This is a genomic window from Bacillus fonticola (assembly GCF_012955605.1).
GTDB lineage: Bacteria > Bacillota > Bacilli > Bacillales > JC228 > Bacillus_CG > Bacillus_CG fonticola.
Genome location: NZ_CP052135.1, coordinates 2708686 through 2733778 on the forward strand (window position 1 = coordinate 2708686; position 25093 = coordinate 2733778).

Sequence of the window (25093 nt, forward strand, 5' to 3'; positions counted from 1 at the left end):
ATAACCAAAAAGGGCCTTTTTACGTAGCTGTTCCCCTTGTAGTTTTTGGTTCGCATATGTATACGAAACGCACTGTGATTTTCTGTACTTAGAAATGGAACTTCTGGGCAAACTTTTATCAGTAAGGATATCTTCTTGACGAATTTGTCAGACCCATTATATCACGCCTATAGACAAACTCCATAGCAAACTTGTAAAAAACTCATGTCTTATATGACAAAAACAACAAAAACATTCCATTGAATCTAAAAATCTTCTAAAACCAAATTCAATATACTTCTAGATATTCTACCATGCAACGGTTACTGATTGTCTATTTCGATAGTAGCGCCCTAGTTTTTCACTTGTATTTTTGGTAATATTAATGGTTAGGAATATACATCCGATGAGGAGTGTAACGAAAATGCTAAAATCTCTTCGAAGGTTATTTGATGCCAGTGAACGAAAACTGGAGACTTACGTAAAGCTTGTTGAAAATATTTCTGACCTAGAAAAAAAATTCTCAACAATGAGTGACTTCGAACTTCAACAACAAACTAGTCGGTTTAAAAAACGTTTAGAGCAAGGAGAAACGCTAATCGACATTAGATGCGAGGCATTTGCCACTGTTCGAGAGGCTTCTAAGCGTATTTTATCTATGCGTCATTACGATGTACAACTACTTGGTGGACTCGTGTTAACAGATGAAAACATTGCAGAGATGGCAACAGGCGAAGGAAAAACGTTAGTCGCCTCTCTTCCAAGCTATCTATACGCACTCGCAGAAAAAGGCGTCCATGTGATTACTGTAAATGAGTATCTCGCACGAAGGGACCGAGAGCAAATCGGGAGGGTTCACGAGTTTCTAGGATTATCTGTGGGTCTGAACATTCCCATGATGGAACCTGAAGCGAAAAAGGTCGCCTATCAAGCTGACATCACATATGGTGTAGGACAAGAGTTCGGTTTTGATTTCTTGCGGGATCACATGGCTACCTCACCACTTGACCAAGTACAAAGGCCCTATCATTTTGCAATTGTCGATGAGGTGGACAGTGTGCTCATTGACGAGGCTAAAACTCCACTAATCATTGCAGGAAAAACAAAACCAAGTGCTGATTTGCATTTTATAGCAGCAAAAGTAGCTAAGCGCTTTTCACCTGATGTTCATTACGAATTTGACGAAGAAACAAAATCTACCACCCTGACAGAAGAAGGGATTACAAAGGTAGAAGAAGCCTTTGGTGTGGACAACTTGTACGAACTCGAACACCAAACGTTATATCACTATGTCATCCAAGCTGTTCGTGCACATGTGATGTTTGAAAAAGATGTCGATTATATCATTCGTGATCAAAAGATTATGCTTGTAGATATGTTTACTGGCCGCATCATGGAAGGACGTTCATTAAGTGACGGACTCCACCAAGCTATCGAGGCAAAAGAAGGCGTCCCTATTACAGACGAAAACAAAACGCAGGCGTCCATTACAATTCAAAATTATTTTCGTCTATATCCACATATAGCGGGCATGACGGGAACAGCTAAGACAGAGGAAAAAGAATTCCAACAGCTATACGGAATGGAAGTCTTTCAAATACCAACGAACAAACCCAAAATTCGTGAAGATGCAGAGGATCGTATTTTTTCGACGAAGGAGCAAAAGTACGATGCTATCCGGAATGAGGTAAAAACTCGCCACAAGTTAGGACAACCCGTGCTTGTGGGAACGACTTCAATTCTACAATCTGAAATCGTGGCGAATTATTTGCGGGAGGACGGTCTTTCTTTTCATTTATTAAATGCAAAAAGCGTGGAACAGGAAATCGATCTTATTGCTAACGCAGGACAATTTGGAACAATTACGATTGCTACAAATATGGCCGGTCGTGGAACAGATATCGTATTAGGAGAAGGCGTTTCAGGAGTTGGTGGACTTCACGTTATTGGCTCCGAAAAACATGAGGCAAGACGCATAGATAACCAGCTCCGTGGTCGTTCAGGACGTCAAGGGGATCCTGGTTCAAGTCAGTTCATCATCTCACTCGAAGACGATATGTTCCGAAGATACGCGAAGGATGACCTTAAAAAGTTCAATGACAAAGCAATTACAAATGATGTTGGCGAAATTCTCAACAAATCCATACACGAATTTGTGGAACGTACACAAAGAATCGTGGAAGGGGCAAATAGATCATACAGGGAGTTTACTTTGCGCTTAGATGATATCGTAAAAGATCAACGCGATATCGTTTATACATTGCGGGAAAAAATACTGAGGTCTGATCAACCTCTTCAAGTCGTATTACCGTCGATAAAACAGAGCCTTTTATATGCAGTTGATCAATACTGCCCAGAAGAGGCACTTCCTGAGGAATGGGACATAATTAGGCTCAAAAGTTTCACGGAGCACATCATGAGTTCTCAGTATACTCCTGCACTTGAAGGTCATTCCCAAAAGAAGATTAAAGAAACTCTTATTCGTGCAGCGGAAGCCAAATGGGATGAATTTGCAAGTAAAGGAAAAATAGTCACTCAGCAAAGCCGTGTAAAGCAAACCTTCCTTGCTACCCTTGATTTTCATTGGGTAAAACATCTTGAAGCGATGACAAGGCTGAAGGAAGGTATCGGTCTTCGTTCATACCAACAAGAAGACCCTGTACGAGTATATCAACGAGATGGGTTTACCTTGTTTGAAGAAAATTTTGCGAAAATTGAGCGTGACCTTGCATTAGAATGGGCCAACGTCCTTCGATCTTTTGAATAAATTACTGAGGGGAGGCAAACAGACATGTTATCTTTTTTTCGAAAGCAAGACTCCAAAAAAACTGGAAAAGACACCAGTTTTGCTTCTGCTGATATAGCGGAGCATACACACGGGGAACAAGAAGATACACACACTTCCGAAACTGTGCAGCCGACTTTATCCATTCACCCTAAGTGGCGCATTTCTACAGAACAAACGTACGTATATCGTTTTTTAAATCAGGACCTTCCTGAAATAGCCAAAAATCAAATTGGGTTCTCTGCAGTGAATTTGCAGCTTGAGGAAACGCACCTTTTGGCAGTCGCGTTTGTTCGCTCGTCTGCAGCAAAAGCGGTCACTCTAGGCGAATTAGACGTTTTTCTCTTATCCAGTGACGATCAAGTCTTTGCTAGACAAAAGTTCGATGGTGCAGAGATAGGTGAGTTGCAGCCTAATACTAGTCGCCCATGGGGATTTCGCTTTGATATGAAAAACATTAAAAAAGAAGAAATCCCTGAACAAAATTGGCGCATTGCGATCCATGTTCCTCAAGAAAACAGAAAAACAAAATCGCTTGATCTTACGGAAAGCTGGGAAAAGCAATTAACCACAGAGCAAATTTCCCAACTCGAACAGGCTGCTCAATCGCTCCCACCTGTCGCAATGAATGAGTTGAACATGACTGGCATTTCAGCCCAATATGTGAATGACGAAAAGCTCGCTGTTACAGCACTCATACGAAGTGGATATCCTAAAAAGATTACAATTCCGGAACTTCCTGTGCAAGTTTTTGATGCTAGTTCAAACCTCTTAGTAGAAGCCACCTTTACATTTAAAGAATTTACGATTGCTGCAAATAGTGCGAAACCGTGGACGTTCGTTTTTGATAGAAGCCAGTTGGCTCAACAAGATGCTGATATAACTCGCTTCCTGATTACATTTCCTAATGCCACCCAACGATAATCAATGTAAAAAGGACTGGAGCTGATGAGAGCTCCAGTCCTTTTCTCTATTCTATAATAAACGTTTGTTGCCTTGCCTCTTTCAGTAATCTTCCTGACGTCGATTTTGCATGCTTTGAAATGACAAGCTGGTACGCCTCGCCCGTTTCATAAGCAGAAGAAGATACTTTTATTTGTTTAGAGTTCACGACTTCAATGGAGATAGGTATACGTGTACCATTTTGTTTTTGTACGTATACTTGTCCATCTTGCAAGCTTTTGTCACTCATCGATGTTGTAAACGTAATTGTCCAAACTTTGTCCTTGTTAACGGACTTAGCACCAGCTGACGAGAAGTACACAGGTGGCTCGTCCACAAATTCTGCTTGTAATCCATCAAAATATAGCGTGCCTTTCGATTTAGCGGCATCTTCAGTTTCTGCAATATACAATTCTTTGAACGTGATCGGTGCTTTTATGTTTTCTGGAAGCTGTGCACGCACATACTTCCATCCGTACCAATCCAGTCCGTTGTCCGCTGTAAAATCTATGCGTTGCTCATTCCCATTTCCATCCTCAATCCGTCCACGTAACCAGTTTGACTTGCCATCACCGTATACCCATAGCCCCACAGATTCCGGTTTTCCGTTTACCACTGGCGATTGCTTCCACGTTACATAAGAGGCAGATGTCCCTTGTGTATTCCGGAAATCATAATCCAGTTGCATGACAGGGTTTGTGGTAATACCTGGTACATCTGTTGACGTCAATAGAGAGGTTTTAGAACGGATACCTTTCGCCTCTAATCCGTCTAGTAAGTGCAGATTACCCAAGCTTATAGGATCATTGCTGACGACCACTGGAATAGATGCAGATTGATTTCCAAACCAAACCTCGATCGTACCTTTGCCCTCTGATGTAGAACGGAATGTGCCTGATTGGTCAATTGTTCCTATACTTCCTGTTGTTGCCCAAACGACTTGATCTTCATTAAAGATCAAGTTCTCACCGTCCATCGAAGCTTTAGCGCTTACTGCTACTGTCTGACTAGTTCCTACCATTAGCTTAGATGGTTCGATTCTCAAGTTGTCTACTTCATCAACAACCTTAACGGGAATCTCCGTTTGAGCACCATCAGCGCGTACAAGGATTGTCCCAGATCCTGCTCGTTCTGCCTGGAATGTGCTTCCTTCTATAGAACCAAGATCATTCGTTACTTCATACGTCATTGTATAGTCGTTTTCGCCAAGTAGGTTATCATATTGATCTAATACATATTCAACTGCAATATCGACAGACGCTCCTACAGCCAGGATACCTTCTTCTGCCGCTTTTGCTTCTACTACCTCTGGAATTCCTTTAGGTGCGGTATTGACTGCTTGTAAGATGGTGGAAATTCCTCGTTCGGCACCATCTGAGGGACGGTTTGCTAATGACACATAAGGTTGTCCGAGTGATCGTGTCGCCATTGTCGTTGAACCACCGCCGTCAAGGTTCATTGCTTGCTCGACCCCTAAACTATCTAGGTATCTGGCAAACTCTGGCAAGGTCATTCCCTCGCTATACCCGCGCTGTCTACCATCGACCGTTACAAGAAACACTTCGTTCCCATTGTTTCTTGTGGCTACAGCTGTACGCGGACTTCTAGTAGTAGCTCTGGAAGAATTCTCATCTATTGTAAGGTCAACTTGTCCGTTTTGAACTAGTAATGGTCCACTCGCTAAGATAAACTCGGCGTTTCTCCACGCTTCATCCACATCAATAGTTAATGAAACGGGATCTCCTTGCTTAAGGTTTCTAACGTAGTCAACTTGATCTCCTTGTACCGAAATGACAAATCCATTTTCAGGAATCGTCGCACTCGTATATTGACCATAAGGACGAACACCTGCCACTTTACCTGTTAAAGTTTGACCAAAACGCGCTTCTGTATCAGGGGATGTTGCTAACCCCTCCACAACAACTTCTAGCCCGAATTGATTTGTCCGAGTTTTATCCCAACGATAGCTCTTTGTAAAAAGTACACTATCATTATCACTTCTGACCCGATTTAGCCCATCCAAAGTGAACGTTTTTCCATTTGCATTGATATTTAAATCCATTTGCATCTTTCCAATTCGACCTCGTCCTTCCTTCGTGATCCCAAACGCTGCCGGTGTATACATATAGTTGTTTTCTTTTGCCGAAACTGCCCCCAAGTTGACGATTTGATCGTCTTGAGCCAAAAGATAGGAAGGGAGCCTACTCGAAAAGTCGAAGAATGAAGCATTCACAGCTCCTACTACTTGATGACCTAAATATGTATTTTCCTTTGCCAAAGAGGTCGTGGTTTTCAAAGAAGGGAAAGGTGACGGGATCCCTACATCAATGGTAGTGTATGGATCCGTTAAATCCACCTCAAGCCGTTGAATATTTTGCTTTAATCCGAAAACAGTTGTATTTTCTTCAACGTGAGATACCCCTGGAGAAAGTTCTTGCTCTGCTCCTAAGGAAATAAAGGGACTACTGAGTAACAGTCCACCAAAAACAATTACAGAAACAATTGGTTTTACAAAGCGTTTCATTACTACTACCTCTCTTTTCTACTAAACTGCCAAAAAAGCACAAGTTTAGTATATCGTATTTCGACAGATAAGAGAGAGATTCGACAAATTTTCCATATCAAACTTTCTTCCCGTCCAGTTCAACGGCTACAAAAAAAAAATTTAAAGCAACTACTATTCTGCTGGTATGTGTATAGTTAGAATAGTGATTTATGAAATTGATTCAAAAAAGCCAAAAAGAAATACCTACCTCTATAAAAGAGGTAGGTATTTCTTCTGGCCGCAACCCATGTCATCGCACGTAAATTATTTAAAGATACAAAACAGGTCTTACAAGTACATTTTACCATAACCGTGCAGGAAAACAAGGTAAACAATGAAAATATTAACTCATTCGATCGTGCCTTTTTGGTTGAAAAATGCTTGTTCTTATAGGATAAGAACAGGCCCAATACTTATTCTGTTACGCTTAAAAATAAGGAGAATACTTTTGCTAACTGTGCACGGGTCGCTGTTTCATATGGCTTGAATTCAGTGTCTGTGAATCCATCAACAAGACCTAATTCATAAGCACCATGGACCGATGCTGCTGACTCTACACGAAGAGCCCCTATATCTTCGAACGTAGCTTCTCCCTCAGCAACGTAAGCCTCTCCCGTTAACAATTCATATGCACGCATAGCCATGACGGTCATCTCAACACGAGTAATAGATGCAGTCCCATTGAACGTGTTCTCGCTCACACCTTGAACGATTCCGTTGTCATAAGCTGCCGCAACTGCTGTTCTTACCTCACTTGAAGCGTCTTGTAGATCCTCAAAAGGAAGGTTTTTTACTTCACCCGTAAGGTCTAAACCACGAACTAACATCGTCGTGAATTCGGCGCGTGTCATGTCACGATCCGGTGAGAAGACAGTGTCTGTAGTGCCATTTAAAACATCTCTGTTGTAAAGGTCTTGAATAAAGTCGTATGCCCAGTCATCTGTGTCAACATCAACGAATGGAAGAGCAACTTCTCCATCTGCATCAACCTCAACAATCCGACCTTCTGCTTCGTACGTAATTGCCCCTTCTTGAGCTCTCACATAATCTTCAAACGCATCAATATCTAGGGCAATGTTCTCGCCTTTCCCCTCATAAAAGTCGGAAAAAGCCATATCTGGATCTCCAAACATATAATTGTTAACCACAACGGAATACGTTTTGTCCAAGTCAAGAGGCTCACCGTTCTCACCTTTTATGTCAACGATAGCTTGATCTTCGTAGTTCCAAGTATATTGGAATCCAGCAATTGAGTAGTCCGGACCGTAGCTAGAGAATTGACGGTTCATTGCCTGTTTTAATTCTTCTCCAGTGAGTTCAAATTTAACTAGCAAATTGTTGAACGGTTGGACTTTAAATAATTCACCATACGTAATGTCACCTGCATCAAGATCGGCTCTAATCCCTCCACCATTCATCATGGCGATATCAGCATCTCCGGCAGCTTTCATACTATCCGCAATTAAATTCCCTAGTGCATTGTCCCCGACTGGACCGCGACCTGCGTAGCCACCTTCGATAGCAGTTGCCGCTTCTCCAACGACTTCATTTTCGATTGGCTCTACAAGTTCCTTGAAGCGATCAATCAACTCTTTCATGGATTGGTCTTGAGTGCCTTCGTTGCGATCGTTGTACTCAATGACGGCTTCTTTCTTCACAATGTCCCCTGTTTCAGGGTCAATTTCAATATCCACATCGCTATACGCTTTTCCATACTCACCAGATTGGACGATTAACTTGTTGTCTATCGTACGATTTACAATGATCTGGTTGTGTCCGCCAAAGATAACATCTACTTCGTCGTCAATATTTTGAGCAATGTTAGCTAAGTCACTAGAACTTTCTGTATCCTCAGATTCATCTGCAAATACTTGGTTATGTGCAAGCACCACAATTGCCTTAACACCCTGTTCCTTTAATTCATTTGTATATTTGTTGATCGCTTCTGTTTCATCTATCACACGTAAATTTTCGTTACCTGTTTGTACAATCATATTCGGTGTCTCGGTTGTTGTGATTCCGATAAAGCCAATTTTTGCCCCGTCAACCTCTTTAACCGTATAAGGCTTCATAATTAGCTCGCCAGTAGAATCATCCACCATATTGGCAGATAAAATATCAAAATCAGCACCATCATACCCTTCAATACTTGTCCCGTCTTCATGCTCTCCACCGTATACGATACGCTTTAATTCAGCAATTCCTTCATCAAACTCGTGGTTTCCAAGAACTCCGACATCGTATTGAAGTTCGTTAAGTGCTTCAATGGTAGGTTCGTCATGAAAGGCTGCGGATAGAAGTGGTGACGCACCAATCATGTCTCCCGCATTTACGAGTAACGTATTCGGCTGTTCTGCGCGTTTTTCCTTTATCTTAGACGCTAAATAATCGAGACCACCTACAGATTCTTCTTCCCCGTCTTTATCGTAGTCCAAGCTGCTAGCGGTATCCAAATTCCCGTGCAAATCATTCAAACCTATTAATTGCACTTTAATATTATCACTCTCTGCTTTTACTAAACTCGTGCTGAACGGAGTAGCAAAAGCACCTACTGCTAAAGCAGATGTAAGTGCCACACTAACGAGACGTTTCCCTTGTTTACGGAACATGTATAAATCTCCTCCTGAAATGTGTCGATTTTATGTCAACGGTCTCAGTTTAGCATGTACTTGTTAAGATCGTGTATACTCTTTGCAAAGTTTTTAAAAACAGGCGGAACTTCCTTATGTTTAGACGTCTGACAAATAGGTATAAATGCCTACTTGTGAATGGAAGTCTTCCTCTTTTAGATAATCTCACCGCTTAGTTTTTATGAAAAATGGCAATAGAATAGTCCTTCGCCTACTGCCAAGTGCCATTTCATTTCGCGCTTCTTTGTTTTGCTGACTCCACACTGCGGTGCGCAAGAGCTTGTATAGAGACGAGCGACACTACAGCTCGTTTACTCCATTTGCAGCTGTTTCTGCTTCTGACCGCGGATATATTCCCCTGTTCGCGGATATATTCCCCTGTTCGCGGATATATTCCCCTGTTCGCGGATATATTCCCCTGTTCGCGGATATATTCCTCTGACCGCGGATATATTCCCCTGATCGCGGATATCCGCCCCTGATCGCGGATATATTCCTCTGACCGCGGATATCCGCCCCTGTTCGCGGATATATTCCCCTGTTCGCGGATATATTCTTCTGACCGCGGATATCTGCCCCTGACCGCGGATATATTCCTCTGATCGCGGATATCTGCCTCTGTTCGCGGATATCGGCCCCTGATCGCGGATATATTCCCCTGACCGCGGATATCGGCCCCTGATCGCGGATATCTGCCCCTGACCGCGGATATATTCCTCTGATCGCGGATATCTGCCCCTGATCGCGGATATATTCCCCTGACCGCGGATATCCGCCCCTGACCGCGGATATATTCCTCTGACCGCGGATATATTCCTCTGACCGCGGATATATTCCTCTGACCGCGGATATCCGCCCCTGTTCGCGGATATATTCCCCTGATCGCGGATATCTTCCCCTGACCGCGGATATATTCCTCTGATCGCGGATATCTGCCCCTGATCGCGGATATCTGCCCCTGATCGCGGATATCTGCCTCTGATCGCGGATATCTGCCCCTGACCGCGGATATATTCCCCTGACCGGTGATATATGAGGAATTTGGGTGAGCAAGAAAGGAACCGCATGCGCTACGTCTTTTGGGAGTCCTAAGCGTTGAATTGGAATTCTACTCTTTCTAAAGACTAAGAAAAATTTGCCACCTATTCCTCGTCCGCCACTTACACAAGATTACTGAATAGAACGTCCATTTTTTGAATCATCTAAATGCAATGTATAACTTCTGTTCGACAACGTCTAATAAATAGAAAACATAAAAAAACCTTCAGAAGAATCACCCCTTCTAAAGGTTTAAAAATTTTCTAGCGGATCTTCTCTTCCACCTGCTGACAAACCTCATCTGCCGTCATCCCACGTGCGGAGATAACTGAAGCTTTTGTAGTTGCGTCTGCCATGCCCATGACGTTTTGATCCTGGCCTGAGATCACGCAGCAGTCACTGTCCTTCGCGTCAGACTCCTGCTTCAGTTCGACTACGTCATAGCCTTTCGCTCGCAAAGCTTGTTGAATGTCTGTTAACGATTGTTCTACCGCAATTTTGCTCATGTTAAGCACCTCCACCTGTAAGATTCTCCGTTTCGTCATAAAATATTCTGAAACGCGCATCCTACTAAATGGGTTTTAACACAAAAAAGGGGCGAATTCCATGAAGCGCAAAAAACAAGATGCGTCCAAGGCAGGATTAGGTTCACCGCGACCTGAAGGACAAGGAACCACAAATACCGAAACAGGGAATGTAAAAATGGATTCAACGCGAAGAAGACCTCGTAATCCTTAAAAGCAAAAATCCCCTGGACTTTGCATGAAGTCCCAGGGGATTTAAAAGATACTTTGTGGATGCCTGCATTTTTATAGAGAGTGAACAATCAAGGAAGTGGATATTATTCTGGTTTCTCTACTACATCTTCAACAGTTACAGAAAGCGTTTCTAAAACATCTTCTCCGCTTGTTAATTCAAACGTCCCAGTACCAGCTAAAGAACCTGAAACCGTTACTTCAACTTCACCTAATTCGTTGCTTGGAGTTGCTGAAACTTCCGCAATTACCTCACCAGCTTCGTTAGTCACTGTTCCATTAGTAAGTGGAACATCCTTCATTGCCTCACCAAATTGATCAGTTACTAAAGCAGTGAACGTATGTGTATCCCCAGCTGTTACTTCAACCGGTCCAGGGATAACCAGCTCTGAAGGTGTGCGTGCTTCGTCCACCACTTCAATTTGAATTTGACTTTCCGAGAACTCAGTTTTCAAAGTAAGAAGAGCTGTGCCTGCGGAGTTAATAGAAATGGTGCCATCCGCAGCAACCTCTACTATCTCAGGATTTTCAGAGCTTAACTCCACATCCTCTGGCATAACTTCCATATCTTCAAGTTTAAAGTTAGAACCAATCATCTTACCTAGGTACACATCTTTATCGGATGTTGACAAAATGAGTTCTTCCTCAGCCATAATTTCAACACCATTGGCAAAAAGGGTACCTTCGTAAATCCATAATAGAGTCGTATCAAAATCAACTGCTTTTGCTTCTGTATCGGACACTTCTGTTACAAGTTCACCGTCTGGATCCTTAATCATTACACTGTACGTAAACGTGTCTCCATATTCAAACTTACTTGAATTAATAAGACCCGTTTTTTCATCTAATAGTGCACCTTCTACACTAGGTTTGAACGTCACATCATAGCCATAATTAATCAGTTCGTCAGCATATGTCTCAAAGCCATCATACATGAAAGTTAAATTGTAGTCTCCATCTTCACTTGGATCAAAAGGAACTGTCCATTCTGTTGCCGCAATGTCTCCTGATGTAATATCTGGCGTCAAAAGACCCAAATTGTCCATTGTACGGTATACAAACGCTGCAAACATTTCACGGTCCACAGTTTCTTCTGGTCGGAATCCTCCATCCGTGTACCCAAATGTAATTTCGTACTCAGCCAATGTAAAGATGTCTTGACTGTGTGACGGGCTAAATGAATCAGCGTCTGTAAATTCAAACGGTAGATTGTCAAACTCCAAGTCAAATGCACGCACGAGAACAGATGCCATTTGCTCGCGAGTTAGCGTGTCTGTCGCTCCAAAAGAACCGTCGCTGTTTCCTTCAAAGATACCTGCTTCAATCGTTGCCGCTACGTAGTCACGGAATGTGTTGCTAGCTTCGTTTGCCATCGGATCAATGACTTCAGGAGTTGTGAGATCTCGCGCTTCGGCAATCAACTTCGCTGCTTGTTGACGCGTCAACTCTTCTTTCGGACGAAACGTACCATCAGTGTATCCATCGACAACACCTTCATCTACTAACCTTTGAATCTCTTCAGCAAACCTTGAACCTTGAATATCTGAAAGTGAATTGGACTCTTCTGCTTGTACACTAGAGAAAAACACACTACTTGTGAGCACAAACGCTGTTGCACCGGTCATGAATTTTGAAATCTTGCCCAAATTATTTCCTCCTTATTAGTCCGTAAATATTACAAGTTTGCTACAAAAATTACTTTACCAAGTTTTACAGAACTTGACTACAAGAAGGTTATGGAAACGTATATCCACGAACATAAAAGCGTAACTCCCACGTATTTTTTCTTCAACACAGAACCAACTCAGTTACTTAGTAGGGATAAGAGTGTTTATTACATGACCCCTTTAAATATTCCGATATATATCTATAACTCTCAGGAGTTTCCCATTGCCAAACACAACCAGATCGTTTAGCCTATAAATATCCATTAAAAGTTAAATAGTTATTTGAATATAAATATAAAGAACTACAACTCTAGAAGTCAGGAGCAAAATTCACACCTTAAAAAATCTTTCTGACATATCTTCATAGCGAGAACAACTTTATCCGCCTTTTTCATAGAGTAAAAGAATAGGAGGTTCATGATTTGCGACATATAATAACCGTATTAGCAAGCACATTACCCTTACTTGGAGTTTTACTATTTACAAGCACAACGGAAGCCAGTGATTATCGATACGTACAAGTACCTGAGAATACAGCTATTTTTGATGATATCAATGGTGAGCAAATTAAAGTCGGGATGTTAGTAGCTAGTGAAGCCTACACACTGGTGGCCGAAGACGCAAAGTACTATTACGTTAAGTTTGGAAATCACACCGCTTACTTTCCCAAAGCACTAGGTTTGGAAATATATACAACGAATTACAGCAATATGAACAACATCACCTTTCCTAACAGTACCAATGTCATCATTACACAACGTCCAGTTACAGTATTTGAAGATATTGGCGACGACAAAGGCTATGCGGTAATAGGAAGGAACATTCGGTACCCCATAGTTGATCGCATAGGGGAATATTACCGTGTGGATATAGGAAATCGCTTAGGCTATATCTCAGCTCGTTTTGTGGAGAAGGATAAAGGGATTCCTGTTCTTATGTACCATAATATCGTGGAGAATCGCACGAGTTCGGGATGGGGCACAAACTCTATGGTGATCAATGTCGACTCATTTAGAACTCAAATGGAATACTTAAGTAGGTTTTCCTGGCGCACAATAGAATTAGCAGAACTTGATAGCTATATGAACTACAAAGCCAACTTAACAGGCAAAGTAGTACTGATCACGTTCGACGACGGATTATTATCTACATATAAATATGCGGTTCCTATTTTGCGTGAATATGGTATGAATGCCGTTAATTTTGCCATTGGCGACCGTATACGTGGACAAGCAGAGCCCTGGGATGAAACATCACTACAATATATGGGTTTAAAGGAAATGGATGATTCGGGTGATGTGTTAGATAATCAAACCCATACGAACGCAATGCATCTCCGAACAAGAGATACGAACACACCGTACATGCTTACCTACAGTCGCAAGGAAATTACAGCAGACTTAGAAAAAGGGAAAATTCAGATGAATAAGTCGTCAGCGGTGAAAAGCCCTGATGATGTAAAGTACTTAGCGTATCCTTGGGGTCAATACAACGATACGGCGATCGCGGGTTCCCTTGACGCTGGAATTCGCATGGCATTCACTACAGAACGAGACAATGTTCGCTTAGGGATGAACCCAATGACACTTCCCCGACAAGGGATTGCGCCCCGTCATACGTTAGAAGATTTTAAAGCGAAGCTATACGGAACCTATACAGAGTAGCTACTTTTGTATGTACCCTCCATCAAAAGGTGATGTCTATATGAACAATTTTCACTAGTGGGGCTTCACTCGCGCCGCCTTGATCACAACTCGACTACTTTGTGACTTGTTTCCTGCATGGTTGAGTGCAAAGCTCATGAATGGTTTTTGTGGAAAAGGGGCGGAGTTACGCAGAACCCTAACATCATGATCTATCCTATTAGATAACAACTTCGGATTGTTGATTGGTGAACTACGTGGGGCTTCACTCGCGCCGCCTTGATCACAACTCGACTGCTTTGTGATTCGTTTCCTGCATGGTTGAGTGCAAAGCTCGTGAATGGTTTTTGTGGAAAAGGGGCGGAGTTACGCAGAACCCTAACATCATGATCTATCCTATTAGATAACAACTTCGGATTGTTGATTGGTGAACTACGTGGGGCTTCACTCGCGCCGCCTTGATCACAACTCGACTACTTTGTGACTTGTTTCCTGCTTGGTTGAGTGCAAAGCTCATGAATGGTTTTTTGCATAAAAGTACTCTCACAACCTAAAACTGGGAGTATAACCACATGAACTAAGCACACGGAGGTGATGAAGTGTTCAACACCATACTTTTATGGAGCCTGCTCCTTTTCCCTTGGCTTTCTCTGTTTTTTATGAATCGGAGAAGTATCAAACGCTTTATGCCTGTGGGAATCTTTGTCGCCTTACTATTAAGTATTATTTACGAAATAGCTTTCATATATGAGTGGTGGGAGATCAAGGAGTCCATCCTTCCGTGGGGGAAAATCACTAACCCTTCTTATGTTTATGGCACCTTTTTGGTTGGCACCATTTGGATTTTTTACTTTACATACCAAAGCTTCTGGTTGTTTATCGTAACCAATTTAGTAGTTGATGCCTTGTTTTCGTTTGGTTTTCTCAAGTGGATGGAAATGCTTGGCATGCACGAAATGAAGAACCTATCCGAGTTTCAAGCCTTCCTAATTATGACAGCCCTGTCGTTTATCATCTACTTTTATCAACGATGGCAAGAGGAGGCCTTTGTTGACCGTTCTTCTTAGGTTCCAGCTCTCCCCCAACTTCACAGTTCCCTACATTTTTTTAAAGTAGTCGACTCTCCCTATTTGAACAAAGTTGGACTCTGGTACAAGAGGGGCCATCTCTATTTGGTGGGAAAATTCATTTAGTAACTCCTCAAGGTCTGCTCGTTCACCCTCCGTTGTCATCAATTCTACTCCGTATAGAAATAAATCTTTAGAGTCGTGCTTCCATATAGGATGCCCCTTTAATAGAACGTTTTTTCCCATGATGAGCGTTTCAAACTGTAGAATGAGGTCCGGACGTACGGGCAAATCAATTGTCGAAAGGAATTTAACACCCTTTGGACAAATATTCTCTAGTAGAACGTTTGTTTGTCCAAGCTCTACCTTTTTATTATGGATAGAGAGGAGCGACATGCCGGCACCAAGAGGGAATGGCAACGAGATACGCTCATATTTCCTTCTTTCAACGTGTACTTCTATATCTTGATGGCGCTTCCCTGGGTAAAGGATACCTTGTGCTAATAAACGTTGAAACTCCCTTTCATCCACGGGTTTGCTAAATAGATAGCCCTGAATTTCATCACATTTCTGTTGTCGTAGAAACGTGAATTGTTCAATGGTCTCAACACCCTCAGCGACCACTCGCATGTCCAAGCTCTTTGCAAGAAAAATAATCGCTGTGATAATCTTCTTGTCACGTTCGAATTCTGTACTATTTTGAATGAAGGATCTGTCCATTTTAATCGTATCAATTGGAAATTTTCTCAAATACGTTAACGACGAATAGCCTGTCCCAAAATCGTCCAGTGCAAAGCGAACACCCATCTCCTGTAACGTGTGGATGGCATCGAACACAACTTCCTCATGTTCAATGAGTACACTTTCTGTAATTTCAAACTCCAGAAGTTGTGGATCGACCTGATCCTTTTGAACTGCTTGTATAATGGATGCGACCCAATCTTTTGTCAAGAAACTTTGTGCGGAAACGTTAATCGATATCGGAACGACCTGGTGACCTTGGTTTTTCCAAGAAGAAATGCACCGGCAAACCTGTTTGACAACCCAATCTCCTACTTCAACAATGAACCCGTTTTCCTCTGCGAGTGGGATGAACTCGTTCGGAGAAATTAGCCCCCACTCTGGATGATTCCAGCGAATGAGCGCTTCCGCAGTGATCACTTCGCCTGTTATTGCGTTCACTCGCGGCTGAAAATGAAGGATAAACTGTTCTTTTTGCAAAGCTTTTCGCAAATCTCTCTCTAGTACAAATGATTTGTACGACTCAATGTTTAAGGATGCGGAAAAAATTTGATAATTATTTTTTCCATTTTCTTTGGCACGATACAAAGCGGCATCTGCATGCTTTACTAAGTCCTTTTTCGTCTTTCCGTCTTCTGGAAACAAACTAATGCCGACACTTGTCGTTAAGTAAATGTCAAAATCATCAATCGTAAAAGGGGTTTTCATCCGGTCAATGATCGTTCTGGCTAAGTTTATCGGCTTGTTCTTATCCCGTATGTTCCATATGAGGATCGCAAACTCATCTCCACCCATCCTTGCAAATAGAGAGGAATGATCCAAAAGTTTCGTCATTCGCTCCCCAAATTGCCGAAGTACTTTATCACCAATCGAATGGGCTAATGCATTATTGATCGTGGTAAAACGATCGAGGTCTAAATACATCATGGCAAAGGGTTGTTCAGACGTAAGCAATTCCTCTATTTTCTCATCAAACATTCTCCGGTTTGGCAAGTCTGTTAAATAGTCGTGATACGCAAAGTAAGTCATCTGTTCTTCAATGTTTTTTTGCTCAGTAATGTCCGTAATAATCCCATCAATTCGAATCAGGTTACCGCTTACATCATGTACAGGTAACGTGCGATCTTGAACCCATCGCAGCTCACCGCTTTTCGTTCGGATACGGTAGGAGTGAAAAATAGCCTCGCCTTTTTCTAAATGGGTCTGATTGGTAAGATAAGCAGATACATCCTTTGGGTAAACGATAGACTCCCACGGTAATCCATTTTGAAACGCTTCAGGTGAATATCCAGTGACCGATTCTATACCAGGGGAAACGAGAAAATAGTCATTTTCTTTTACGTTAAAAGACCAAATGCCCACCTCTAAGTTGTTATAAATGTTTTTAAACCGTTGCTCGCTCTCTTTTAATTTGATTTCGGCTTCTTTGCGTAACGTGATATCTTGAATGGTGCCAATAAACCGAACGGCTTTTCGATTTTCATCTAATATCGCATCGCCGCGCGCGTACACATGAATGGTAGTGCCGTCTGTTCGTATTACCCGAAACTCAAAATCAAAACTTTCACAACGAGCTGCAGACTGTCGAAACTGATCATCTGTATAACGGCGGTCTTCGGGGTGAACCCTCTCCAAAATATCTTCATAAGTAGGAACGAACGCACTCGTTGGATCGATACTAAACAACCGGTACGTCTGATTTGACCAAAAGAATTCATTCTCTAAACGGTCGTAATCCCAGCTTCCAATATTCGCAACTTGCTGTGCTGATTCCAAATTGTCCTTCAACTTCACCAAATCTTTACGGTTTTGAACGTCTACTGTTATATCTTTAGCCAATATACATACGCCGCAAATTTGCCTTTTTACAGTAAACACAGGAATACCCGTGACATCCACATTCATCCGTGTACCGTTTGTATGCGTAACGACCACTTGATAATTGTGTGCCGATCCATGCAAAACCTTGCGAAAAAAAGCAATTCCGCTCTCCCGCTCCTCCTCAACAATATAGTCTAGAAAATGTTGGCGGAGATCTTGGTGTGAATAACCGAAAATCATCTTCACAGCATGGTTAAAATAGTGCATATTCCCATCGATATCCAAGAGAAAGATCGCATCTGGATGGTGCGAAAACAGCCCATCAATAACCCCTATTCTCTCCTTCGTCAGGTTGCAATCGGCAGCTTGAGATGATGACTCTTGCCGATAAAATCCCTTCATTTTCTCTTGCAAAAAATCTATCACCTTCAAATTTATCCCCCCTACGCCACAAGTGAACAGAAACAACTAGATTACAACTTATATCGGAAAATAACACGACACCTTGAGAACCAAAATATGGTGGTACAGGAACTGGTACGCCCCGAATTTTGTCGAAGTACTACAGGAACTGGTACGCCCCGAATTTTGTCGAAAGCTCTATTTCGACTTCAATCACGCATTTTGCCATAGAAATATAAAAAATCCCCTAAGTAGTTTTAGGGGATTTTAATGGAGCAAGTGTACTTCTTTCGTCTCAAAAAGTTCGGATGGGCAACTTGCACCGAACAACTTGTTACTTCACAAGCTCTAATTCAACTGGAATAAATTCGTCTACTGTCTCACCAGCTAGCACCTTCTCTGCTGCTTCCACTGCCTGTGCTCCCATAAGATCTGGCTTTTGAGCGACAGTTGCGTCCATCCGCCCTTCTTCCACTGCGGCTACGGCGTCGGCTGTAGCGTCAAAACCCACAACGATCACATCTTCCATCCCTGCTGCTTCAAGTGCTTGCAGGGCTCCAAGTGCCATTTCATCGTTATGCGCAAACACAGCGTCGAATTCTGGATTACTTTGGATGATATTTTCCATAACAGACAGACCTTCTGCCCGGTCAAAGTTGGCTGTTTGCTTTGCCACGACTTCAAATCCTGCTGCTGCACTAACCGCATCATTAAATCCTGCTCCCCGCTCCCGTGCGGCAGATGAGCCTGCGATTCCTTCCAACTCAATTAATTTGCCACTATCACCAACTTGTTCGATGATAAATTCGCCGGCCATTTTTCCACCTGCAGCGTTATCAGATGCAATGTGGGTAACCACTTCACCTGTTGTCGCGCTTCTATCTACTGTGATGACAGGAATATCTGCATTGTTCGCAGATTCAATCGCTGCTCCTACTGCGTCAGAGTCAGTTGGGTTTATAATGAGTAAATCTACCCCTTGTTGAATTAGATCTTCGATATCACTCAACTGTGTCGCCGGGTCGTTTTGGGCATCCACTGTCCGTACCTCATAGCCAAGTTCCTCTGCCTTTGCCTCAGCACCGTCTCTTAGCGTCACAAAGAACGGATTGTTCAATGTGGAGATTGACAAGCCAATCACTACCTCCCCATCACCTGTATCTGCATCATTACCATTAGGCTCTTCTTCCTCTTCTGACCCTTGTTCCAATGAGCAAGCTGATAATACAAGCACAAAAAGAATTACAAGACTACTAAACAACCATTTCTTCATCGTTCCATACCCCCTGTAACAGAATTTTTATAGGTTAGGCAGCTTTCTTTCGATCTAGCAATACTGCTAGGAGAATGACGCCACCTTTGACCACTTGTTGATAAAACGAAGATACATTCAAAAGGTTTAACCCATTGTTCAGCACTCCAATGATGAGTGCCCCAATCAATGTACCGAAGATCCACCCTCTCCCCCCAGACAAACTCGTTCCGCCGAGCACTACAGCTGCGATCGCATCGAGTTCGTAGGAAGTACCGGCTGTTGGTTGCGCTGAGTTTAATCGGGATGTGAGCGTGATACCAGCGAGCGCCGATAGCATACCAGCAATAGAGTACACACCCATTTTAATACGATCGACGCGAAGTCCAGAAAGTCTTGACGCTTCTTCGTTCCCGCCTACCGCATAGGTCCCTCTACCAAACGTTGTCTTTGTTAAAAGTAAATACAAAATAATATAGGCAGCTGCCATCGTAATGACGGGAAATGGAACACCTAAGAAGTACCCTTTACCTAGCATTTGAAAGCTGAACGATTCGGACAACCCCGTGATCGGACGCCCTTCCGTGTACACAAGTGTTAGCCCCCGAAAAATCGTCATCGTCGCTAACGTTGCAATAAACGGAGCTATCTTCCCCTTTGTAATTAAGAGACCGTTAAATGCCCCCATAACTGCTCCAGCTAGTAGCCCGAGTAAAACGGCAAGAATTGGATCCATCCCTGCTGTCAACATTCCAGCGGTGAGTGCGGACGCTAATGCCAAAATGGAACCTACGGATAAATCAATGCCACCCGTCAAAATAACAAATGTCATCCCAAAAGCGATCAGGGCATTGACTGAAACTTGTCTAAGAATATTTAACAAGTTGTCCGCATCCATGAAATTCGGACTCAGTATACTTATAACGAATAAAATAAGAATTAATCCTAATAATGGCCCCATCTTTTGGAGAATATTTGCCTTTTCCGCTCCTAAGTTTAAGTTCATCAGTTCATCCCTCCTGTGGCTGCCTCCATGATTTTTTCCTGTGTGGCGTCTTCTTTGTAAAACTCTCCTGTCACTTTTCCTTCACGGAGCACAAGTATTCGGTCGGACATTCCTAACACCTCAGGCAATTCCGATGACACCATAACGATCGATACCCCTTGTTCCGTTAGCTCATTCATAATCGTATAAATTTCCTTCTTAGCTCCTACGTCTACTCCTCGAGTTGGTTCGTCTAATAGTAAAACCTTTGGCTGGACACCGAGCCACTTCGCGAACACAACCTTTTGCTGGTTCCCCCCACTCAAATACTTCACTTGTTGATGGCTTCCTGCGGTACGGATAGAAAGTTTTTGAATCATTTTATCAGCCTGCTCACTTTCTTTGCGGTGAAGGATCCACCCTTTTGTCGCGAGCCTTTTCAACTGTGTGAGCGAAATGTTTTCCTTCACACTTGTTTGCAAGAGGAGTCCTTTTTCTTTGCGATCTTCTGTGATAAGCGCCATACCCGTTTTAATCGCTTGATCAGGTCGATGGATCGTCACCTTTTCACCGTCAATCCAAATGTTTCCTGTCGCTTTCCTCCTTGCACCGAAAAGCGTTTCGACGATCTCTGTTCTTCCTGCACCCATGAGACCAGCAATCCCCACAATTTCTCCCTTCTTTACTGAAAAGGAGACGTCTTTAAAGGTTTCTTCAAGTGATAAACCTTCTACACGAAGTCTTTCTTCACCGATTTGTGCTGTGCGTTCAGGAAAACGTTCGCCCAATTCTCGACCGACCATCATGCTTACAATTTCCTCAAAGTTCGTCTCTGAGGTAAGTTTTGTGCCGATCGATTTGCCGTCACGTAGAACAGTTACCCGATCGGACATACGAAATACTTCTTCCATCCGATGGGAAATGTACACAATCGCTACCCCTTGCTCGCGAAGCTTGTTCATGACTTGGAAAAGCGTCTCTATCTCCTGATCAGTAAGGGCCGCAGTCGGTTCGTCCATGATCAGTACTTCTGTATTAGCCGCTACTGCCCGTGCAATTTCAATCATCTGTTGCAAGCCGATAGACAAATCTCCAGTACGTTTTCTTGGCGATAGTGTGATACCCAAGGTGTTTAGAAAGTCTGTTGTCTTTCTCTCCATTTCCTTTGTTCGTAACCAGCCTGTTTTGCCGTAAGTCAGCTCTTTCCCAAGAAACATATTTTCCGCAACCGTTAAATGCGGAATGAGACTCAGTTCCTGGTGGATGACAGCAACCCCATTTTGCTCGGCATCCTTCGCTCCGGAAAATGCCGTATTCTTGCCCTTAAACAGGATGTCGCCCTCGTCAGCTTTGTACATACCGGTTAATATCTTCATCATCGTCGATTTCCCAGCACCGTTTTCGCCCATCAATGCGTGAATTTCGCCTTTTTTTAGATCAAAGTCGATCCCCTTTAAGACATGCACTTTTAAAAACGACTTTTGAATGCCTTTCATTTCTACGATAGAAGGGGTCATGAGAAAATCACCCCAGCTTTCAGCATAATGTTCGCGTATGGGGTAGCTTCTCCGGTTCTGATGACGGCACGTACCCGTGAGAGATGCAGTTTCAACTCTTCATGGGATACGCTATCTATCGGAAACGAATGGAATGGCAACTTATCGTAAAGGGCTGTATTTTCATCTATCATCTCCTCAGCAATAATGGCTTGTTCCACCTCGAAATCTTCTAAAACAACTGCCAATGTTTCTAGAAAACTAGGAAGTCCTGGTTTTAGCGCCAGATCAATTTTCTTCACAGTTGCTGGAATTGGAAGTCCACAATCTGCAATGACGAGCAAATCAGTATGCCCCATGTCCGAGAGCACCTTGGAAATGTCACTGTTGAGAATTCCTTGCTTTTTCATTAACTCACATCCCCTCTACTTCGCATCGAGTCGGCATGCCACCTTGTGCACCAAACTTTGTAACAGAAAGTGATGCGGCTTTTACGGCAAAAGAGCAGGCTTCTCTTATCGTCATCCCCTCATCCAACGCCACTGCCAGCGCGCCAGTAAACGTGTCCCCTGCCCCTGTTGTATCTACTACCTTTACAGCTGGGGCAGCCACTAAATCCTCTCCTCCACCACTCAAGAAGCTCACGCCTTCTGCACCTCTGGTCACAATGCATTTTTTTTGCATAAGTTTTCGTGTCGCCGGATCAGAATACGCTTCTTGCATCGCCACCATTTCCGTCTCGTTTGGTGTGCACCACGTCATCATGTCAAACCACTCTTTCGGGAAGGCTTGGAACGGCGCAGGATTTAAAATGACTCGCACCCCATTTTCCTTCGCAATTTTCAAGGCAGCTTCGTTCGCCTCCAACGGAACTTCGAGCTGGAGAACAAGCCAGTCACTCGTTGCAATCACATCGCGGTGTTTGTTTACTTCGCTTGTTGTTAAACTATTATTGGCACCAGAAACGACGATAATTTTATTATTGGAATCTGCCACGGTAATGGTCGCAATGCCTGTTTTTTGATGTGTAACCGGTTTCACATTTTGCAAAGAGATGCCTTCTCTTTTTAGTATTTCTCTATACTCTCGACCAAACACATCGTCGCCAAGACGCCCGATAAATTGCACGTCCCCACCAAGTCTGTGAGCAGCCACGGCTTGATTGGCCCCTTTGCCACCAGGAACTGTGTCAAACGCCACTCCCATGATCGTTTCACCCATTTCAGGATCTCTGGTTGTCGTTGTTACAAGGTCCATGTTTAAGCTACCTACAACCGTAATCATCTGTTCACCTTCCCTCGTGTTGATTGTCTTGTCAGTAGTGAAGCGTGTAAAACAGTTTTGGCTGGAGCAGTGACGCCTTCCTCAATTTGTTGAAGAAGCAATTTCGCTGCTTGCCGTCCCATCTCTTCAATCGGTTGTGCCATTGTCGAAATTTCTGGCGTTACCATCTCAGTCCAATCAATGCCATCAAACCCCATAATGAGCAAATCTTCAGGAACCCGTTTACCCATGCGCTGAGCAGCCTTTAGTGCGCCGACAGCCATCACATCGTTACCCGCGTAGATTGCCTCCGTATCAGGATGATCCTCTAACAACCGTGATACTGCCTGTTCAGAGACTTTTAAATCATATTCTCCCTTTGTAGAAAGAACTGGTAACCCTTTTGCCTGCATTAAATCTGTATAGGCTTGAAATCGAAGTGTCGAGTTGGCAATATGAGCAGGTCCTTGAATATGGGCAATCCGTGTACACCCTTCGTCCAGCAAATGCTGAATGGCCCGCAACGACTCCTCATAATTATCAATTCGAACTGTCGGTACTTCTTCATGAAACGTGCGATCTAGAGCCACAATAGGAATATCAAGCGATTGCAAATGCTCCCACTCTAGCGTGTTCGAAATGACAATGACACCATCCACATGATTTTCCTGCATCTTTTCTAAATGACGAAGCTCCTTTTGCAAATCCTCTTCGCTACTGCAAAGAAACGTCGTGAATTCCGCCTCATTTGTCACTTGCTCAACAGCCCGAACAAGCTGTGCAAAATACGGGTTGGTGATGTCTGGAACGAGAAATCCAATCATTTTTGACTGCTTTTTAAACAAAGTACGCGCTACATTATTCGGTCGATAAGATAATTTATGAATGGCTCCCTCAACCCTCACACGCGTGTGTTCATGTACATATCCACGCTTATTCAGCACACGCGAAACCGTCGCCACAGATACTTGCGCCTCTTTCGCTACGTCACGAATTGTTACCATGTATCTTCCCCATTTTTGTATGTAACCGTTTACATATTGTCTTAGTTGAAAACGGGTTTCATTTTGTGTAACCCGTTACAGATAGGATAAATGAGTTTGTTTGTTTGGTCAAGGGGGCTCCGCCAGATATTTTTTTGACCGCGGATATATTCTCCTGACCGCGGATATCTGCCTCTGATCGCGGATATCTGCCCCTGATCGCGGATATATTCTCCTGACCGCGGATATCTGCCTCTGACCGCGGATATCTGCCCCTGATCGCGGATATCTGCCCCTGATCGCGGATATCTGCCCCTGATCGCGGATATATTCTCCTGATCGCGGATATCTGCCCCTGATCGCGGATATCTGCCCCTGATCGCGGATATCTGCCCCTGACCGCGGATATCTGCCTCTGATCGCGGATATCTGCCCCTGATCGCGGATATCTGCCCCTGTTCGCGGATATCTGCCTCTGACCGCGGATATCTGCCTCTGATCGCGGATATATTCTCCTGACCGCGGATATCTGCCTCTGATCGCGGATATCTTCTGCTGACCGCGGATATCCGTCTCTGATCGCGGATATCTGCCCCTGATCGCGGATATCTGCCCCTGTTCGCGGATATCTGCCTCTGATCGCGGATATCTGCCCCTGTTCGCGGATATCTGCCCCTGTTCGCGGATATCTGCCTCTGACCGCGGATATATTCCCCTGATCGCGGATATATTCCCCTGACCGCGGATATCTGCCTCTGATCGCGGATATATTCTCCTGATCGCGGATATCTGCCCCTGACCGCGGATATATTCCCCTGATCGCGGATATCTGCCCCTGATCGCGGATATATTCTCCCGATCGCAGATATCTGCCTCTGATCGCGGATATATTCTTCTGACCGCGGATATATTCTCCTGACCGCGGATATCCGTCTCTGATCGCGGATATCTGCCCCTGACCGCGGATATCTGCCCCTGATCGCGGATATCTGCCCCTGATCGCGGATATATTCTCCTGACCGCGGATATCTGCCTCTGACCGCGGATATCTGCCCTCGTACTTAAACTATTCATCACTACTGCTCCACCATAAGTTGAG

The 25093-nt window shown here is 43.5% G+C and carries 18 protein-coding genes; 5 read left to right on the plus strand and 13 right to left on the minus strand.

The window, feature by feature from the left end; all coding sequences use genetic code 11:
* The first annotated feature begins 403 nt into the window (after positions 1 to 403).
* Both secA2 and HHK01_RS13420 read left to right on the plus strand, forming a co-directional pair.
* Positions 404 to 2746: an accessory Sec system translocase SecA2 gene (gene secA2, locus HHK01_RS13415; RefSeq protein WP_170008248.1), complete on the plus strand. Its 2343-nt coding sequence runs from the start codon at positions 404 to 406 to the stop codon at positions 2744 to 2746.
* A gap of 24 nt (positions 2747 to 2770) precedes the next feature.
* Complete coding sequence (locus tag HHK01_RS13420) at positions 2771 to 3688, plus strand: accessory Sec system S-layer assembly protein (RefSeq protein WP_170008249.1); 918 nt, start codon at positions 2771 to 2773, stop codon at positions 3686 to 3688.
* 46 nt (positions 3689 to 3734) lie between these two features.
* On the opposite strand, the gene HHK01_RS13425 is transcribed toward HHK01_RS13420, so the two are convergent.
* From HHK01_RS13425 to HHK01_RS13440, 4 genes are all read right to left on the minus strand, one after another.
* Positions 3735 to 6230, minus strand: coding sequence for a phosphodiester glycosidase family protein (locus HHK01_RS13425; protein WP_170008250.1), 2496 nt, complete (start codon positions 6228 to 6230; stop codon positions 3735 to 3737).
* 434 nt (positions 6231 to 6664) lie between these two features.
* On the minus strand, positions 6665 to 8860 hold the full coding sequence (locus tag HHK01_RS13430) for a 5'-nucleotidase C-terminal domain-containing protein (RefSeq protein WP_170008251.1): 2196 nt from the start codon (positions 8858 to 8860) through the stop codon (positions 6665 to 6667).
* 321 nt (positions 8861 to 9181) lie between these two features.
* The gene (locus tag HHK01_RS13435) at positions 9182 to 9934 is read right to left on the minus strand and encodes a hypothetical protein (RefSeq protein WP_170008252.1); all 753 of its coding nucleotides are present in this window, start codon (positions 9932 to 9934) and stop codon (positions 9182 to 9184) included.
* Between the two features lie 248 nt (positions 9935 to 10182).
* On the minus strand, positions 10183 to 10425 hold the full coding sequence (locus tag HHK01_RS13440; protein ID WP_170008253.1) for a YkuS family protein: 243 nt from the start codon (positions 10423 to 10425) through the stop codon (positions 10183 to 10185).
* Positions 10426 to 10525: 100 nt separating this feature from the next.
* Between HHK01_RS13440 and HHK01_RS13445 the strand changes: the two genes are divergently transcribed.
* A complete protein-coding gene (locus tag HHK01_RS13445) occupies positions 10526 to 10657 on the plus strand; it encodes a YuzL family protein (RefSeq protein WP_170008254.1) in 132 nt (43 codons plus the stop codon).
* Positions 10658 to 10760: 103 nt separating this feature from the next.
* On the opposite strand, the gene HHK01_RS13450 is transcribed toward HHK01_RS13445, so the two are convergent.
* A complete protein-coding gene (locus HHK01_RS13450) occupies positions 10761 to 12320 on the minus strand; it encodes an S-layer homology domain-containing protein (protein ID WP_170008255.1) in 1560 nt (519 codons plus the stop codon).
* 443 nt (positions 12321 to 12763) lie between these two features.
* Between HHK01_RS13450 and HHK01_RS13455 the strand changes: the two genes are divergently transcribed.
* Positions 12764 to 14005, plus strand: a complete 1242-nt coding sequence (locus HHK01_RS13455) for a polysaccharide deacetylase family protein (protein ID WP_170008256.1) — start codon at positions 12764 to 12766, stop codon at positions 14003 to 14005.
* A gap of 638 nt (positions 14006 to 14643) precedes the next feature.
* Entirely contained in the window at positions 14644 to 15051 is a 408-nt protein-coding gene (locus HHK01_RS13460; RefSeq protein WP_228027579.1) for a hypothetical protein, read from the plus strand.
* A gap of 30 nt (positions 15052 to 15081) precedes the next feature.
* On the opposite strand, the gene HHK01_RS13465 is transcribed toward HHK01_RS13460, so the two are convergent.
* The 8 genes from HHK01_RS13465 to HHK01_RS13500 form a co-directional block, all read right to left on the minus strand.
* Entirely contained in the window at positions 15082 to 18039 is a 2958-nt protein-coding gene (locus tag HHK01_RS13465; RefSeq protein WP_228027747.1) for a sensor domain-containing protein, read from the minus strand.
* 310 nt (positions 18040 to 18349) lie between these two features.
* Positions 18350 to 19288, minus strand: coding sequence for a ribose ABC transporter substrate-binding protein RbsB (rbsB, locus tag HHK01_RS13470; RefSeq protein WP_170008259.1), 939 nt, complete (start codon positions 19286 to 19288; stop codon positions 18350 to 18352).
* A 34-nt stretch (positions 19289 to 19322) separates the two neighbouring features.
* Complete coding sequence (locus HHK01_RS13475; RefSeq protein ID WP_170008260.1) at positions 19323 to 20273, minus strand: ABC transporter permease subunit; 951 nt, start codon at positions 20271 to 20273, stop codon at positions 19323 to 19325.
* Positions 20273 to 21769, minus strand: coding sequence for a sugar ABC transporter ATP-binding protein (locus HHK01_RS13480; RefSeq protein WP_170008261.1), 1497 nt, complete (start codon positions 21767 to 21769; stop codon positions 20273 to 20275). The genes HHK01_RS13475 and HHK01_RS13480 overlap by 1 nt, the downstream gene beginning before the upstream one ends.
* Complete coding sequence (gene rbsD, locus HHK01_RS13485) at positions 21766 to 22158, minus strand: D-ribose pyranase (protein ID WP_170008262.1); 393 nt, start codon at positions 22156 to 22158, stop codon at positions 21766 to 21768. Before rbsD ends, HHK01_RS13480 begins: the two co-directional genes overlap by 4 nt.
* 4 nt (positions 22159 to 22162) lie before the next feature.
* Positions 22163 to 23032, minus strand: coding sequence for a ribokinase (rbsK, locus tag HHK01_RS13490; RefSeq protein ID WP_170008263.1), 870 nt, complete (start codon positions 23030 to 23032; stop codon positions 22163 to 22165).
* Positions 23029 to 24015 (minus strand): LacI family DNA-binding transcriptional regulator, encoded by a 987-nt coding sequence (locus HHK01_RS13495; protein WP_170008264.1) that lies wholly within the window; start codon positions 24013 to 24015, stop codon positions 23029 to 23031. The genes rbsK and HHK01_RS13495 overlap by 4 nt, the downstream gene beginning before the upstream one ends.
* A 108-nt stretch (positions 24016 to 24123) precedes the next feature.
* A complete protein-coding gene (locus HHK01_RS13500) occupies positions 24124 to 25068 on the minus strand; it encodes a hypothetical protein (RefSeq protein WP_170008265.1) in 945 nt (314 codons plus the stop codon).
* Between the last annotated feature and the right edge of the window lie 25 nt (positions 25069 to 25093).